Source organism: Ruminococcus sp. NATIVEDY160, assembly GCF_045819885.1.
Lineage (GTDB): Bacteria > Bacillota > Clostridia > Oscillospirales > Acutalibacteraceae > Ruminococcoides.
Window position 1 is genome coordinate 1,707,654 of sequence record NZ_CP162391.1, and the last position, 14,805, is coordinate 1,722,458.

A 14,805-nucleotide genomic window follows, 5' to 3' on the forward strand; every position below is an offset into this window, starting at 1 on the left:
CACGGGGTTCGTGCAGTATTGGACTTTGTCTTGTTGAGCAGACTCGTCCGCCCCGCAAATGCCTTATATGCGATTTCTGTTCGTCAGACCGAGAGTTTGCCTTAGGCTTACTTCAGATTCCGCCTCACAACGGACACCCTTGCCCTCAGCTAACACTTCCTACTGCCAAGCGTGTAGCGGACTTTCACCGCCTAGTTACTGCCCATTTCGGGCAAACTCAAAAAAGGACAGGCATGAAGCCTGTCCTTAGTTGTTAATCAATAATCGCTTAGTCTGCTGTATAGGGAAGCAGAGCGAGGTGACGCGCACGCTTGATGGAAGTTGTGAGGTCACGCTGATGTCTTGCGCAGGTACCTGTTACACGGCGGGGAAGGATCTTTCCTCTCTCGGACATATAACGGCGAAGACGCGCAATATCCTTGTAATCGATATGCTCTACCTTATCAACGCAGAATCCGCAAACCTTCTTGCGGCTCTTTCTGCCACGGTTGTTAGGTCTGTCAGCCATTTCGAAGTTCTCCTTTCAATGAGAATAAATAAATGTAGTTAATTTCAGTTAATTAAAATGGTAAATCGTCATCGAGCGGCATATTCTGGAAATCGTTGTTTGTTCCGCTCTGATATGAAGTCTGGGGCTGCTGATAGGACTGCTGTGCAGGAGCCTGATAGGTCTGCTGAGAGGGGTAGGAATTACCGCCGTACTGCTGCTGACCGTATCCGCCGTTGTTATTGTTATTATCGCGGCGTTCGCCCGTGAAGGATACGTTGTCGGCAACAACCTCTACAACATAGCGGTTTGTGCCGTCCTTCGCCTGGTACGTTCTGGTCTGGAGCTGTCCCTCAAGTGCGATCATCGAGCCTTTGCCGAAGTAGCGGCAAACAAATTCCGCCGTATTTCTCCAGCACACGATGTCGATGAAATCAGCCTTTCTCTCCTCGCCCGCCTTGACATAACCGCGGTCAACGGCGATGCGGAAGCTGGTGACGCTCAATCCCGAGTTTGTGGTTTTGAGTTCGGGGTCAGAAACAAGTCTGCCCATTAAGATTACACGATTTAACATTTTCTTCGTCCTTTCGTAATTCGGGTAATTTACCCTACAATGTGATTATTCGTCTTCCTTCTTGATAATGAGTGAACGCATTACGCCTTCGGTGATCTTGAAGATACGGTCAAGCTCCGCGGGGAACTCGGCTGTGCTCTCAAAATCGAAGAGAACGTAATAGCCTTCGCTTTCCTTGTTGATGAGATAAGCGAGCTTTCTCTTGCCCCACTCGTCTACATTCTTCAAAGTGGCATGCTTTTCAATGAGGTTCTTGAACTTCTCGACGATAGCCTGAATGCCTTCCTCGCCCTTCTTCATTGAAACGATCATTACGGTCTCGTAATTTGCTGTTACTGCCATTTCTTTGCACCTCCTTCTGGACATTATGGCGGATTTCTCCGCAAGGATTTGAAGCCCACGCGCTTTGACGCATAAAGCAACAAATATTATTATATCACAAAAATCCCATTTGTCAATCTTTTTTCTCCGCCTACTTAAAAAGATTCAGCGAACTTTTAGGTTTCTGCAACGGCGGGTCAAAGGCAGTCCCGAGGAAGGATAATACTAATACGCCTGCCAAACGCGATACTCTGCTTGCTTATTTTCGGAATATATGCTACAATAAAAGCTAAATCATAGAACAAAAGGAGTGTGTTTATGAAGCTGATAAAAAAATATTTCATCGTACTGCTAGGTATCCTGACAGCTGCTCAGGCTTGCTCCTTAGTTGCCGCTGCTGCCGAAAGCGACGATATCAACAACAAAATTGTCGGCGACGTTGACGGCGACGGGCTTGTCACGGTTCTTGACGCAACCTTGATCCAGAAATATATCGCCGATATTATCGGTAATGACGAACTGAACACCACAACCGCCGACGTCAATCTTGACGGAAAAATCAACATCAACGACACCACGAAAATACAGTCCTACGCCGCCGGCATTTCCGACTCGCTCTACGCGGGCATGACCGTTAAGGAAGCAATAAAAAAGAAAAACAACAAACCGATCGTGACTCCGATCATTTAGTGGCATATAAACAGCGCTGCGTTAGCCGACGCAGCGCTGTTTTTTTTCTTTATTAGAATTTTGCGTCATGCCAGAGCAGGAAGGCGTAGATCGCATAGAGGCGATTCCAGAGGAATTCCTCGCCGCCGAGATAGCGGTTCCACATATCCTTCAGGGTATCCTGATTGAAGAACTGACGCGAGGTTTCGCCGAAGAGCTTGTCGGCAATCGGGCGGTTGTAGCGCTCGTTTTTCAGCCACATTCTTATCGGAACGGGGAATCCGACCTTCTTTCTGAACGCGACCTCATACGGCAGCTTCGAAAGCGCCGCCTTTCTGAAAACGCACTTGTTCTGCTCGCCGTCGAACTGGTACTGAGCAGGGATCCTGCGCGCGACATTGAACAGGCGCAGGTCACTGAACGGTGTGTGGAGCTCTACGCCGCAGGCGGTGCTTGTGCGGTCGGTATTGAGGTAGATATCGCCCTCGAGCCAGAGTGAAATATCAATAGTCAGCTTCTGGGCGAGCGGATTCTGTCCCTGAACCTCGCTCCAGAGTGCCGCGACAGGCTCCTCGGCGCTGACGTTTTCGTCATAGTCGAGCATGAGCGTCTTGATGAAATCCTCGCTCATGATGTGTGAGCAGGTGAGGTAAGTCCACTCCTTGGGCAGCTCGCGCTTGTGGGCGTTGTAGCCGCCGAAGAACTCGTCGATACCCTCGCCGGAATACACGACCTTGGCGTGCTCTCTGACAGCCTCGCAGCCGATTGAGAAGGCAACCGCAGACGCGTCGCCGAGAGGCTGACCCATCTTGTCGATAACGGTGGGAATGCGGTCAAAGTATTCCTGTGCGCCGATCATTCTGACGTTGAAGTCCTTGCCGAGAATCTCGGCGGTATGGCGCGCAAGCTCCGACTCGTCAAAGCCGCTCTCCTCGTAGCCGACGGTATTTGCCGCCTGAGCGTCGCCTGCGGCGAGAAGATAGGACGAATCAACGCCGCCCGAGAGGAATGACTCCTTGTAGGGAAGCTGCTCGTCGGCGCGTTCCTCACCGAGAATCTCGTCGACGACCGCGCGTATCTCCTCCGCGAACTCGTCGGCTGTCTTGCTCTCATCGGGCTCAAATACGGGCTTCCAGTAGCGTGTGAGCGTAACTGTCTTGCCGTCGGACTCGGCGTAGTGACCGGGACGGAGCTTATAAATGCCCTCATAGAAGGTTTCAGAACCGATCGGGTAGCCGTAGAAAAGATACTGCTGGAGCATACGGCGGTTGAGCTTCTTCTCAACACGGGAGTCGGACGCGATCTCGTCGATATCGCCCGAGCAGAGGAATTCTCCGCCCGCTGTGGTGTAGAACATCTGCTTCTGACCCACGTGGTCGCGGAAGCAGTAGACCTTATCTCCGTCGCTCAACGCAAAGGCAAAGGCTCCGTAGAGGTGGTCGACGATCGCCGTGCCCCATTTTTCAAAACCCTTGGCGAGGATCTGCTGCTCTCTGTCCTCGCGTGAAAGCGGAAGGGTGATTCCGAGCTCTTCGCAGAGCTTCTTATAATTGCGGATATAGCCGCTGTAATATTTTATCTGTACCATAGTGTACCTCCGTGTCGTTTGCTGTCAGAATTATAGCATTTTGAGGCGGCTTCGTCAATGCGCGCGGGTCAATTATTTTCATTTCCGACAATTTCGACGCCCTTTGACACAACGCTGCCCCACGACTTCTGCCAGCGCGTATCTCCCTCGGTGCGCAATCTCTTGCGGATCGTCAGTCCCGCCGCGATTTCAACCGATTTGGGCTTTGCGTCCCTGTTGGCGCAGGTGAAGAACACATAGCGCACGCAATAGGTGCCCTGAGCCAGAGCTGAAATATCGAGCCTGAGCTGCAAGGTTTGGCTCTCGCCCTTCTTGCCGCCGCCCGCGTTCTCGATCACAAAGGCTGTGATCGGATAGTGGCGGATATCGCTTATTTCAACGCGCAGGCCGAGCCGCTCTACGTCCTCGAGATATGTCCAGTCAAGCTCGAGCGGAACCTGCTCGTCGTCATAGAACCAGCTGCTCGTCCGTCCGAAGAACTTCGCGCGCGTCAGGTTGAGAAGCTTGCGGCGAACCTTCTCCTTGTGCTTATCGTCGACGTACTCAAAGGAATACAGCTCGTCGTTCTCGCCGCCGAGGTATAGCTTGATCGCCTCGTCGACCTCGCCGTCAAAGACCTTTCTGCCGTGCTCGAGCACGACGCAGCGGCTGCACAGCTCCTGGATAGTGCTCATATTGTGCGAAACATAGAGCACTGTGCGGTTCTCGTCAATCGCCAGCTCGCGCATCTTGGCGATGCACTTTTTCTGGAACTTCATGTCGCCGACAGCAAGAACCTCGTCCATGATCAGGATCTCGGCGTCGAGGTGAGCCGCGACCGCAAAGGCGAGCTTGACGAACATTCCCGAGGAATAGCGCTTGACGGGCGTGTCGATGAAGGTCTCGCACTCCGAAAAGCTGATGATCTCGTCAATTTTGGCGTCTACCTCGGCTTTTGTCATGCCGAGAATCGCGCCGTTGAGATAGATATTCTCCCTGCCTGTCAGCTCGCCGCTGAAGCCCGTGCCGACCTCGAGCATGCTCGCGATTCTGCCGCGGTAGGCGATTTTACCCTCCGTCGGCGAGGTTATGCGCGACAGCAGCTTGAGGAAGGTCGACTTTCCGGCGCCGTTCGCGCCGATGATGCCGACTCTCTCGCCGCGCTTTATCTCGATATCGAAGTTCTCAAGAGCGGTAAAGATCTCGCCCTTCTCGTACTCTCTCGCGCCGATCCTGCGGTTAGGGTCTTCCCTTCCGCGCTTTTTGGCGTACCAGCTCTGCAAATCCCTGCGCAGGGTGCCCGAGCCGATCACTCCGAGGGTGTACCGCTTCGTCAGATGTTCGGTTTTTATTACACAATCCTTGTCCATAAATTACACCGTATCGATAAAATTCTTTTCGACCTTATTGAAGATCACGAGCCCGAACAGCAGAATCAGCGCCGTAACGCCGAGGCTGACGAGCCAGTAGACCCAGTGGAAGGCTCCGCTGCCGAGAAAGGCGTAGCGGTAGGTTTCGACGATCGGTGCTACGGGGTTGAGCAGCAGCACCGTTCCGAGTCCCAGAGGCGCCTCTGAAATCGGATATACAACGGGCGTGATATACATCAACAGCGAGATGCCGAAGTTCACGAGGATATTGAGGTCGCGGTACTTTGTGGTTATCGAGGAAACGATCAGTCCGATTCCCATTCCGAGCAGCGCCGTCTGCAAAACGAGCAGCGGCGTCAGCAGGATCATCAGGTTCGGGTGCACCCCTGTTCCCATCAGCGCGTACACAACGACGAGGATAATATATACCACCGTCTGAAGCGCGAAGTTGATGAAGTTGAATATCACGTTCGCGATCGGCATGACGAGCCGAGGAAAATAGACCTTGCCGAATATCCTGGCGTTGCTGAGGAAGGTCGACGAGCCCTTGTTGAGGTTAGAACTGAAAAAGCTCCAGAGCACGTTTCCCGACATATAAAACAGAAACGGCGGCACTCCGTCGGTTGAGATGCCAGCGATCACGCCGAAAATCACCGTAAAAACAGTGGTTGAAAGCAGCGGATTGATCAGAATCCAGATCGGGCCGAGCACGGTCTGCTTGTAGGAGTTCACCAGATCGCGCTTGACAAAGAGCCAGATGAGGTCGCGGTAACGGAAAAGCTCCCTAAAATTGACGCTGAACAGCTTGTTTTTGGCTTCTATATAAGTAATGTTATCGTTTGACATAGCTTCACTTCCGAAACATATTTGTGCATATTTTCACATATTAACTATATCACAACTTAGATTTTGTGTCAATTACGGTTGATTTGTTTCGGGTTTGGTGATATAATATTTTTTGCATATTAAAAAAAGGAAAGTGATTGAAATGATAAGAACATCAACAATACGGCTCCTGAGCTTCGCGCTTGCTCTCATGCTCTGCTTCTCAGCTGTGGCTCTCACCGCCTGCGGCAGCAAGAACGAGCAGACAAGCAGCAAGACCGAGCAGACCACGGCGGCTCAAACCACCCAAAAGGCGACTGAGGCTGAAGTTGACGCGTCCGCGCTCGAAGGCACAAAGGCTGTCATCGACGTTAAGGACTACGGCAAGATCACCGTCGAGCTGTATCCCCAGTACGCTCCAAAGACCGTCGCAAACTTCGTTAAGCTCGCCGAGAGCGGCTTCTACGACGGACTGACCTTCCACAGGATCATGGAGGGCTTCATGATCCAGGGCGGCGACCCCAAGGGCAACGGCACAGGCGGCAGCGACGAGAACATCGTCGGCGAGTTCTCAGCGAACGGCTTCACACAGAACACACTCAGCCACACAAGAGGTGTTATCTCGATGGCGAGAAGCAGCGATATGAACAGCGCAAGCTCGCAGTTCTTCATCGTTCATAAGGACTCGACCTTCCTCGACGGCCAGTACGCGGCGTTCGGCGAGGTAACAGACGGCATGGACGTTGTTGACAAGATCGCGACAGACGCAAAGCCCGTCGACGGCAACGGTACTATCCCCTCCTCAAAGCAGCCCGTTATCAACTCCGTCACTATCGAGAGAGCTCAGTAACAAATAAACGCGAAAAGGACAGCCACGCGGCTGTCCTCTTTTTTTGTTTAAAACCTCATTGTGAGCGAAATTCTGTTTTTCTTGGGGTCGACGGAGAGAATTTTTACATTTACCACGTCGCCGACCTTGAGCACCTCTGACGGGTGCTTTATGAACTTATCGCAAATCTGGGAGATGTGAACAAGGCCGTCCTGGTGCACGCCGATATCGACGAACGCGCCGAAATCAATGACGTTGCGGACTGTGCCCTTGAGCTCCATGCCCTCCTTGAGGTCGTTGATGTCGAGCACGTCGGTACGCAGCATAGGCGCGGGCATCTCGTCGCGCGGGTCACGTCCGGGCTTCGATAGCTCCTTGACGATATCATCGAGGGTGGGAAGTCCGATTCCGAGGGTATCGGCGAGAGTCTTGGTGCCCTTCGCCTTTACCCTGCCGCTGATATCGGTGAACTTCGCGGATTTTATTTCTTTATCAGAATAATCAAGCAATCCGAGCAGCTCCTTCGCGCTCTTGTAGCTCTCGGGGTGAACGCCCGTGTTGTCGAGCGGATTGCGGCTCTCGGGTACGCGCAAAAAGCCCGCACACTGTTCAAAAGCCTTTGGTCCGAGCTTGGGAACCTTTTTTAATTCTGCACGAGAACTAAACGCACCGTTTTCCTCGCGGTAAGCGACGATGTTCTTGCAGACGGTGGAGTTAAGACCCGACACGCGCAACAGCAGCGCAGGTGAAGCGGTGTTAAGATCAGCGCCGACGGAGTTTACGCAGTCCTCGACAACGCCGTCGAGGGTTTCGCCGAGGCGCTTCTGTGGCATGTCGTGCTGATACTGACCTACGCCGATCGCCTTTGGCTCGATCTTGACAAGCTCAGCGAGCGGATCCTGCAAACGCCTTGCGATCGATACCGCCGAGCGAAGGGTCAGGTCAAGCTCGGGCAGCTCTGTCGCGGCGAGCTTTGACGCGGAATAAACCGACGCGCCTGCCTCGCTGACTACCATGTAATAAACGGGTCTTTCTATTTCCTTTATCGCGTCGGCGGCGAACATCTCGGTCTCCTTTGATGCGGTGCCGTTGCCGATCGAGATGATGTCGACGCGGTGCTTTTTGATGAGTTGAAGCAGCTTTGCCTTTGACTCAGCCGCCTTGCGCTCGCCGTGTGTCGGGTAAATTACGGCGGTGTCGAGCACCTTGCCGGTGCCGTCGACGACCGCGACCTTGCAGCCGGTGCGGTAGCCGGGGTCAAGGCCGAGGACGACCTTTCCCTTGACGGGCGGCTGCATGAGAAGCTGCTTGAGGTTGACCGCGAAAACCTTCATGGCGTTCTCGGCGGCGTTATCCGTAAGCTCAGAGCGGATCTCGCGCTCGATAGACGGGAAAATCAGGCGGCTGTAGGCGTCCTCTCCGGCGGCGCGGAGAATATCGGAGCAGAGCGGATTTCTGCCCTTGTCGAGCAGGCGGTAGATAACAGAGAGCGGACGCTCCTCGTCGAGCTCTAGGCTGACCTTGAGGAAGCCCTCCTTCTCTCCCCTGTTGACGGCGAGAACGCGGTGACCCGCGATTTTCTTGACCGCTTCGCCGAAGTCGTAGTACATTGTGTAGACGCTCTCCTTCTCCTCGTCAGCGGCGACCGAGCGGAGAACGCCGTTATTCTGAGCGATTTCGCGGATACGCTTGCGGATCTCAGCGCTGTCGGAAACCTGCTCGGCGATGATATCCATTGCACCGGCTATAGCCTCGTCGGCACTCGCGACGCCCTTCTCCTCGCTGACGAATTTCGCGGCGTAGTCACGAGGGCTGAAGCCCTTCTCCTGCTTTATGATTTCAACCGCGAGCGGCTCAAGACCCTTCTCCTTCGCTACGCTCGCGCGCGTCTTTCTCTTCGGGCGGAACGGGCGGTAGATATCCTCGAGCTCGCTGAGAGTCTGCGCCTTTTCGAGAGCGGTGGCGACCTCGTCGGTGAGCTTCTCCTGCGCCTCGATCAGATTGCGGATCTCCTCTCTGCGCTTGTCAAGACCGCGCAGGTAATCTAATTTCTCGCTGAACTGACGGATAAGCTGGTCGTCCATCGAGCCGTGCATTTCCTTTCGGTAACGCGCGATAAAGGGAATCGTGTTGCCGTCGTCGAGCAGCGCGATGATGTTCGCGGCGTACTCCTCACTGATTTCAAATTGCTGTGCCAGAACCTTTGAATACTCCATATATATCCTCCGTTTTTTATTGCCCAATGATTATACCACAAACCCGATTTTTTTGCAAACAAAAAGGGCGCGACACGCACGCCCTGATATTTATTTATTTTATCAGTCCCAGATCCTGCTTCCATTTGAGCACGCGGATAACGCTGCGGTCGATCTGCTCCATCGGGATCTCCTGCTTCTCTACCGCCTCGAGCACCGCGGGGTACTGAACCTCGAGGTCTGAGCAGCAGAGCATATCGTTGCCTGCCTTTGCCGCGAAAACCGCCGCCGCGTCGCTGCCCGTATATTCAGAAATCGCGCCCATGATGAGGTCGTCGGTCATGACAACTCCGTTGAAGCGCAGGTCGTTCCTGATGATCTGATGAACCTTGTCCGAGAGCGAGGCAGGATAATCCGCGTCCATGCACTCTACGATATTGTGAGAAACGAGAATGCAGTCCGCGCCTGACGAGATACCCGCCGCAAATGGCTTGAAGTCGTTGCTGAGAAACTCGGAATATGAACGGCTGTCAACGGTAATGCCCGTGTGGGTATCGGAGTTGTCGCCGTAGCCCGGGAAGTGCTTTAGCACGCTGCCGAGCTTCTTTGAGCGGTAGATGCCGACCGTCTTTCCGACAAATTCCGAAACCTCGTCCGCGTCGCCCGAGAACGAGCGCTCGTACATGAACAGCTCGGGATCGCCCGTAACGTCGCAAACAGGCGCGAGGTTGACATTTATTCCGAGGGAAAGCAACAGGTCTGCCTTCTCCTCCTCGGCGCCTTCAACGGCTTCCCAGCCGCCGTTGGTGTAATAATCGCGCGGCGACATGAACGGCTCGTCGCGCAGGCTTGAGCTGACGCGGACGACTGTGCCGCCCTCTTCGTCGGTGCCGATGAGCATCGGGATATCCGACGCGTCCTGATAGCTCTGAATGTTCGCCCTCACCTCGTCCGCCGTGAGTCCGTCAAAGTCCCTGCCGAAGAGGATATAGCCGCCGAGGTGGTACTTCGCGGCAGTTTCCGCCGCGTCCTCGTCGGGGCAGCGAGCAAAAAACATCTGCCCGACCTTCTCCTCGACAGTCATCTTTGCAACCATCTCCTCGAGCATATCGGTCTCGGGCTCGGCAGGCTCGGTGGAATCCGTACCTGCGGCTGACTGATTCTGTGTCGGAGACGGCACGGACGACTGACCCGCGCTCTGACACGCCGTGAGGCTGAGCAGGCAAGCGAGCATTAATATCGCAATAAATTTTTTCATCTGTTCTCCTATCTTACCCTGACAAGGCAGTCGGTCTTAACGCCGTTCGAGAGCTTGCAGGTGATCACCGCGTTGCCGCCTCTTCTCGCTGTGACAACGCCGTCGCCGCTGACCTGAGCCACCGACGAATCGGAGGATTCGTAGCTGATATCCTGTGCCGCCGTTCCCTCCAAAAACGCGGGCACGAGCGACATATGCTGGTTGCGCGCGAGAGTCGCGTCGGTCTTATTAAGATAGAAACAGAGCGGATTCTGCTTTACGTCGACCTCGAAGCCGACGATACGTCCGTCGGGAGTTTCCGCGCGAACCATCGCCTGACCGATGGCTTCGGCTGTAACCTCGCCGCTCTGTGAAACAGTGACGACCTCCTCGTCCGACGAAGTCCAGCTCAGCTTGCCGCTGTAAGGCTCTGAACCGAGATTGACCGTCAGTTTTGCATTCTCGCCCTTGGCGATATCGATTTTCTGCTTCTCCGCCGAGAGTGTGTTTCTCTCCGCGAAAAGCTCGTTCAGCTTCTTTTCGACAAGCTCACCGTATACCTTGTCCTGGGCGTAGGCTACGGGGTGGATCTCGTCGCCGACGTCCTTGTCGTCGTTGCAGTAAAAGTACTGCTTGTTTATCTCTTCGTTGACGGCGCGAAAGTCTGTTTCGCTGCAGATATCCACATACGGGATCTCCCACTTGTCGAGCACCTTGCGCAGCATATCCCAGTAAAGCGGCTGCCTGTCGTCGCAGTCATGGCAGAGGACAAATAGCTTTACTGCATCTTTATAATTCTTTGTGAGAAAATAACAAATTTGTTCAAGCGCGCCTGCCGTCGTGGTAATGTCGTAGAAGCCACCCTTGTTGCTGTCGGGAGTGACCTCGCCGACCTTGACCTTCAGGAATATATCATTGAAACCGCCGTCGAGCAGAATAACGTCGTAATCCTCATGCATAGTGAGCACACGCTCCAGAATACTTGTGCCCGAGCTGAGCGGATTTTCCTTGATTTTGGCAAGAGTAGTGCCGCCGACCGCGTTGGTAGTGAAGTCCATCGAGTACTTCTCGGCGAGGTAGTAGGAGTAGGAGTGGAAGTCCTTGCCGAAGGTGTCGGTGCCTGTGCCCTTCGCTACGCTGTCGCCGTCGCTGTAGAGCTTCTTTCCGTAGAGCCAGCTATGTTCAGGCATGCGGAAGCTGTTCGCAGGGATATCGTAAAGACTGATTTTGCCGCTGATGTATGAACGCAGCAGCTCGAGGTCGGACTCACCGACAGAGCCGTCGCAGTCGAGGTCGGAGTTGAACTTCTCGGGAGTTGAGAGCCTGCCGCCGTTGATATAATTCTCTACGAGAATTATATCCTTGCTGTTGATGCTGCCGTCGGAGTTTACATCGCCAAATGTGAGAGTATCGCTGCCGCTGAAAACGAGCTTTTTGTCCGCAGCGTACTTTTCGGCGGCGGTTCCGATGCAGCCCTTGATCACAAACGAGGTGTTGACGCAGTAATACTGCTCTCCGACGCGCCTGTCGTTGAGGATATCGGGAATACCTGTGCGCGTGCGGCAGTTTACGGCGAAGGCGTCGCTGCCGATCGAATAAACCGTCGGCGGAAGCTCAATTTCGCGCAGAGAGGTGCAGTTGAGGAACGCGCCGAACGAGATCGTGCCGAGTCCGCGTACGAGCTTCACCTCGCTTAGCCTTGAGGAGCCGTAAAACGCCCACCAGCCGATTTTGCGAACGGTGGAGGGAATAGAGAGCTTTTCAATTTTGGAGCGGTAAAACGCGGCTGTGCCGATTTCCGTTACGGTATGACCGCCGAGAGAGGACGGCACGGCAAGCTCGGTATCGCTGCCCGTGTAGCCAGTGACGACCGCCTCGCCGTTTTTGACGGTATAGAGCCAGTCGCTCATGGAAGCGTCGTCTGATGCGAACGCGGGTACGGCGCAGGACAGCCCGAGCATCAAAGCCAGTAATAATGCCACTATCTTCTTCATAATAACACCCAAAAACACAATATATAGTTATTGTACTATTCTTTTACTAAAATGTAAATGGTTTCGGGCAAATTTTGTCGAAAAATAAAACACTCCCGATCCGGGAGTGTTAAACGAGTTTTTAGCCGAGAATCAGCGCGATCGCCTCTTCTCTTGTGACGCCGAGCGACGTTGCGATTTCGTCGCCGGCCATCTTCTCAGCCTCTCTGAGAATGCGGTCGTCGGAGATGTGGAGCCGCTTGCCCTGAGCGGTCACAGCCGCTGCGCGGGCGTGAATAAGTCTTACCAGCGCGACAAGCTCGCGGCAGTCCTCGCCCGAGATGATCCCGCGGAAGCGTTCGGCGCGCAAGTTCTTGTTGTCGATCCAGTCGATGGAGAACGTCCTGTCGTCGAGGATCGCGCGCACTTCATCAGCGGACTTTACAAAGCGCATGCGGCTCACAAGGGTATCGTTGCCGGTCGGCACAAAGACCGTGGAGCAGTCCGACCGGACGGGCTTGAGGACGTAGTACTCCATTTCCGAGGAACCGACGCGGCGCGTGGTTATTTCCTCGATGCGGCACACTCCGTTCGCCCCGTAAAGCACGGTCTGACCTACTGAAAACATATGGCAGTCCTCCCCTTCCTTTTGTTATTATTTTATCATATTATGAAATTTTTTGTCATAGGCAGAATAGACAAAATTAAGGAGAGGTTTTTTCGGCAATTAAACATAGAAAAACAACCGAGAAAACTCGGTTGCCTTTCGGGGGTATATTGGGTTATAGAAGGAATAATCTGAATAAATCGTAAGGACGAAATACGCGCCGCAAATTGTAAATGTTAAAATCAGAACTCCTAAATAAATCACCTAAAAAACAAAGAGAGCGGCGCATATTCCGTTCATTGTCATTTGACACTTATATTATACACAATCCTTTTAGCAGTTTCAGTTGCATTTGCAACATTTTTCGTTTTGACAGGGAAAAGAAAAGTGTGATAAATTGTGCAGTTTTTACAATTTGCGTACTAATTTGTGACGAAACTGTTTGGTACAAAAAAGGCAGCGAATAAATCGCTGCCTCTGAAAAAATCAATGAAATTTTACGGAGCGGTGGTTGCCGTAGGCTCCTTGCCCTTGCTCACGATGATGGTGATATTGGTGCCGTACTCGACAGTATCGCCCACCTGATGATTTTTGTAGCCGATAACTCTGCCCTCGGCGTACTTGTCGCTGTAGGAGTACTCCGCGGACGCGAGCAGACCCTGCGCCGCGATATCGGACGAAACCTGGTCGAGCGACTGTCCCTCGATCTTGGGCAGCTCGCGCATCTGGGCGCCCTTGCTGACGGTTACGCTTACGACGATGTTGCCGTCCTGGCTGACCTTTGAGCCTGCCGCGGGACTCTGAGCCATAACGACGCCTTCCTTGTAGCTGTCACTGTGCTCGTCGGAATAAGCGCGCATGAGCGTTACGCCTGTGCTACCGCCCGCTGCCTTGACCGCTTCCTCGTATGTCATGCCGACGTAGTTAGGAACGGTCGGACCTGTCCACTCTGTGCTCAGGGTCGACTCCTGGGTGGCGTTCTGGTTGCCGCCGAACATTCCCAGGAAGGGATTCTGGTTCTGCATAAGCAGGATAGCGCCCGCGATGCCGAGGATAACAAACGTCGCTGCCGCCGCGATAATCACGATCGAAACGCGGGACATGCCGTTGCGGCTCTTCTGCTCCTTTTCGGAGCGCGAGATATTCATGCTCGCCGTGCGCGAGATCTCGTCCTGGATAGCCTTTGCAGTGTGTGCTACGGAAAGCTGTGAGCGAAGCTCGTCAAAATCCGTGATACGGTTCTCACGCTCAACCTGCAGACCGTTGGCAAGCGCCGACACAACGTGAGGCGGCAGCTTCTTGACGGTGGTGGTGCTCATGAGAAGGCGGCTGTCCTTGAGACGCTCGGGAGCTGCCTTGGGCAGGTGACCCGTCAGCGCGTAGAACAGAGTCGCGCACAAGCCGTAGATATCGGTGATATCGTCGAGCGGAAAGGCTACCTCGTACTGCTCGGGCGCCGCTGCTCCCGAAAAGAGCTGGCTCTTGAGCGAGGTGCCGCGCTTGCGCTCGTTCTCGGTCGCGAAGCCCGAGATCTTGAGCTTGCCCGACGAGGTGATGTACATATTCTTCGGTGAGATCGCGTAGTGACCGACGCCTCTCTTGTGGAGAGCCTCGAGCGCGGAAATGACGGGCATAAAGAGCGGACGCGCAACGTCCCAGTCAAGACTTCCGCCGCTGCGCTCGACGTATTCCTCAAAGGGAATGTAGTCCTCGCTGTCCTCGATCACGTAGGCGGTGTTGTTTTCCTCAAAAATATTGTGGACGTTCATCAGCGCCGAAAGCTCGCGCAGATCGGCAACTACGCGGTAGTAGTTGATAAAGTCGTCCTTGAGCTTATTGTAAACCAGACGGTTTTCGTAGTTAACGCGAACCTCGGTCTCACCCTCGGCTCTGCTGAAAAGTCCGACGGGGAGAAACTCCGCGACGATCGCGATGTCGCCCGTCTGCTTGTCGTAGCAGAGATAACGGGTGCTCTCGCCGTTGGTGTCGATTCCTGCGCCTACTATGTATCTGTTCGCGAGCACCGTTCTGTAAGGAAGGAACGGTGCCTGCTGTTTTTCCGCATTATCAAAGCCGCACTCGGGACAGAAGCGTCTGTCGCCGATTTCCTGCATACATCCCATGCACAATGCCATACTTCTATTCACTCCA

The 14,805-nt window shown here is 53.9% G+C and carries 13 protein-coding genes; 2 read left to right on the forward strand and 11 right to left on the reverse strand.

Annotated elements, in window-relative coordinates:
- Positions 1 to 268 precede the first annotated feature (268 nt).
- From rpsR to rpsF, 3 genes are read right to left on the reverse strand one after another with little or no spacing between them, the layout of a single operon-like run.
- A complete protein-coding gene (rpsR, locus tag AB1I49_RS08440; protein WP_316610491.1) occupies positions 269 to 508 on the reverse strand; it encodes a 30S ribosomal protein S18 in 240 nt (79 codons plus the stop codon).
- Positions 509 to 560: 52 nt separating this feature from the next.
- A complete protein-coding gene (locus AB1I49_RS08445; RefSeq protein WP_316610489.1) occupies positions 561 to 1,061 on the reverse strand; it encodes a single-stranded DNA-binding protein in 501 nt (166 codons plus the stop codon).
- A 45-nt stretch (positions 1,062 to 1,106) separates the two neighbouring features.
- Entirely contained in the window at positions 1,107 to 1,403 is a 297-nt protein-coding gene (rpsF, locus tag AB1I49_RS08450) for a 30S ribosomal protein S6 (protein ID WP_316610487.1), read from the reverse strand.
- 297 nt (positions 1,404 to 1,700) lie between these two features.
- On the opposite strand from rpsF, the gene AB1I49_RS08455 reads away from it, so the two are divergent.
- Positions 1,701 to 2,072, forward strand: coding sequence for a dockerin type I repeat-containing protein (locus AB1I49_RS08455; protein WP_316610486.1), 372 nt, complete (start codon positions 1,701 to 1,703; stop codon positions 2,070 to 2,072).
- 52 nt (positions 2,073 to 2,124) lie between these two features.
- Here the strand turns inward: AB1I49_RS08455 and AB1I49_RS08460 are convergent, their stop codons facing one another.
- The 3 genes from AB1I49_RS08460 to AB1I49_RS08470 all read right to left on the reverse strand — a co-directional run bounded on the left by AB1I49_RS08460 (position 2,125) and on the right by AB1I49_RS08470 (position 5,834).
- On the reverse strand, positions 2,125 to 3,639 hold the full coding sequence (locus tag AB1I49_RS08460; RefSeq protein WP_316610485.1) for an asparagine synthetase B family protein: 1,515 nt from the start codon (positions 3,637 to 3,639) through the stop codon (positions 2,125 to 2,127).
- 68 nt (positions 3,640 to 3,707) lie between these two features.
- Entirely contained in the window at positions 3,708 to 4,988 is a 1,281-nt protein-coding gene (locus tag AB1I49_RS08465) for an ABC transporter ATP-binding protein (protein WP_407720725.1), read from the reverse strand.
- Between the two features lie 3 nt (positions 4,989 to 4,991).
- Positions 4,992 to 5,834, reverse strand: coding sequence for an ABC transporter permease (locus tag AB1I49_RS08470; RefSeq protein ID WP_316611882.1), 843 nt, complete (start codon positions 5,832 to 5,834; stop codon positions 4,992 to 4,994).
- Between the two features lie 142 nt (positions 5,835 to 5,976).
- On the opposite strand from AB1I49_RS08470, the gene AB1I49_RS08475 reads away from it, so the two are divergent.
- A complete protein-coding gene (locus tag AB1I49_RS08475; protein ID WP_316611067.1) occupies positions 5,977 to 6,663 on the forward strand; it encodes a peptidylprolyl isomerase in 687 nt (228 codons plus the stop codon).
- 47 nt (positions 6,664 to 6,710) lie between these two features.
- Here the strand turns inward: AB1I49_RS08475 and AB1I49_RS08480 are convergent, their stop codons facing one another.
- The 5 genes from AB1I49_RS08480 to AB1I49_RS08500 all read right to left on the reverse strand — a co-directional run bounded on the left by AB1I49_RS08480 (position 6,711) and on the right by AB1I49_RS08500 (position 14,789).
- On the reverse strand, positions 6,711 to 8,858 hold the full coding sequence (locus AB1I49_RS08480) for a Tex family protein (RefSeq protein WP_407720726.1): 2,148 nt from the start codon (positions 8,856 to 8,858) through the stop codon (positions 6,711 to 6,713).
- Between the two features lie 94 nt (positions 8,859 to 8,952).
- Positions 8,953 to 10,095, reverse strand: coding sequence for a glycoside hydrolase family 3 N-terminal domain-containing protein (locus AB1I49_RS08485; RefSeq protein ID WP_407720727.1), 1,143 nt, complete (start codon positions 10,093 to 10,095; stop codon positions 8,953 to 8,955).
- An 8-nt stretch (positions 10,096 to 10,103) separates the two neighbouring features.
- Entirely contained in the window at positions 10,104 to 12,068 is a 1,965-nt protein-coding gene (locus AB1I49_RS08490) for a leucine-rich repeat protein (protein ID WP_316610874.1), read from the reverse strand.
- Positions 12,069 to 12,189: 121 nt separating this feature from the next.
- The gene (locus tag AB1I49_RS08495) at positions 12,190 to 12,675 is read right to left on the reverse strand and encodes a CarD family transcriptional regulator (protein ID WP_407720728.1); all 486 of its coding nucleotides are present in this window, start codon (positions 12,673 to 12,675) and stop codon (positions 12,190 to 12,192) included.
- A gap of 476 nt (positions 12,676 to 13,151) precedes the next feature.
- Positions 13,152 to 14,789: a PASTA domain-containing protein gene (locus AB1I49_RS08500; protein WP_407720729.1), complete on the reverse strand. Its 1,638-nt coding sequence runs from the start codon at positions 14,787 to 14,789 to the stop codon at positions 13,152 to 13,154.
- Positions 14,790 to 14,805 lie beyond the last annotated feature (16 nt).

Bases quoted from the DNA above. Each gene is read 5' to 3' on its own strand.
- rpsR (WP_316610491.1), bottom strand. From the start codon at position 508: ATGGCTGACAGACCTAACAACCGTGGCAGAAAGAGCCGCAAGAAGGTT.
- AB1I49_RS08445 (WP_316610489.1), bottom strand. From the start codon at position 1,061: ATGTTAAATCGTGTAATCTTAATGGGCAGACTTGTTTCTGACCCCGAA.
- rpsF (WP_316610487.1), bottom strand. From the start codon at position 1,403: ATGGCAGTAACAGCAAATTACGAGACCGTAATGATCGTTTCAATGAAG.
- AB1I49_RS08455 (WP_316610486.1), top strand. From the start codon at position 1,701: ATGAAGCTGATAAAAAAATATTTCATCGTACTGCTAGGTATCCTGACA.
- AB1I49_RS08460 (WP_316610485.1), bottom strand. From the start codon at position 3,639: ATGGTACAGATAAAATATTACAGCGGCTATATCCGCAATTATAAGAAG.
- AB1I49_RS08465 (WP_407720725.1), bottom strand. From the start codon at position 4,988: ATGGACAAGGATTGTGTAATAAAAACCGAACATCTGACGAAGCGGTAC.
- AB1I49_RS08470 (WP_316611882.1), bottom strand. From the start codon at position 5,834: ATGTCAAACGATAACATTACTTATATAGAAGCCAAAAACAAGCTGTTC.
- AB1I49_RS08475 (WP_316611067.1), top strand. From the start codon at position 5,977: ATGATAAGAACATCAACAATACGGCTCCTGAGCTTCGCGCTTGCTCTC.
- AB1I49_RS08480 (WP_407720726.1), bottom strand. From the start codon at position 8,858: ATGGAGTATTCAAAGGTTCTGGCACAGCAATTTGAAATCAGTGAGGAG.
- AB1I49_RS08485 (WP_407720727.1), bottom strand. From the start codon at position 10,095: ATGAAAAAATTTATTGCGATATTAATGCTCGCTTGCCTGCTCAGCCTC.
- AB1I49_RS08490 (WP_316610874.1), bottom strand. From the start codon at position 12,068: ATGAAGAAGATAGTGGCATTATTACTGGCTTTGATGCTCGGGCTGTCC.
- AB1I49_RS08495 (WP_407720728.1), bottom strand. From the start codon at position 12,675: ATGTTTTCAGTAGGTCAGACCGTGCTTTACGGGGCGAACGGAGTGTGC.
- AB1I49_RS08500 (WP_407720729.1), bottom strand. From the start codon at position 14,789: ATGGCATTGTGCATGGGATGTATGCAGGAAATCGGCGACAGACGCTTC.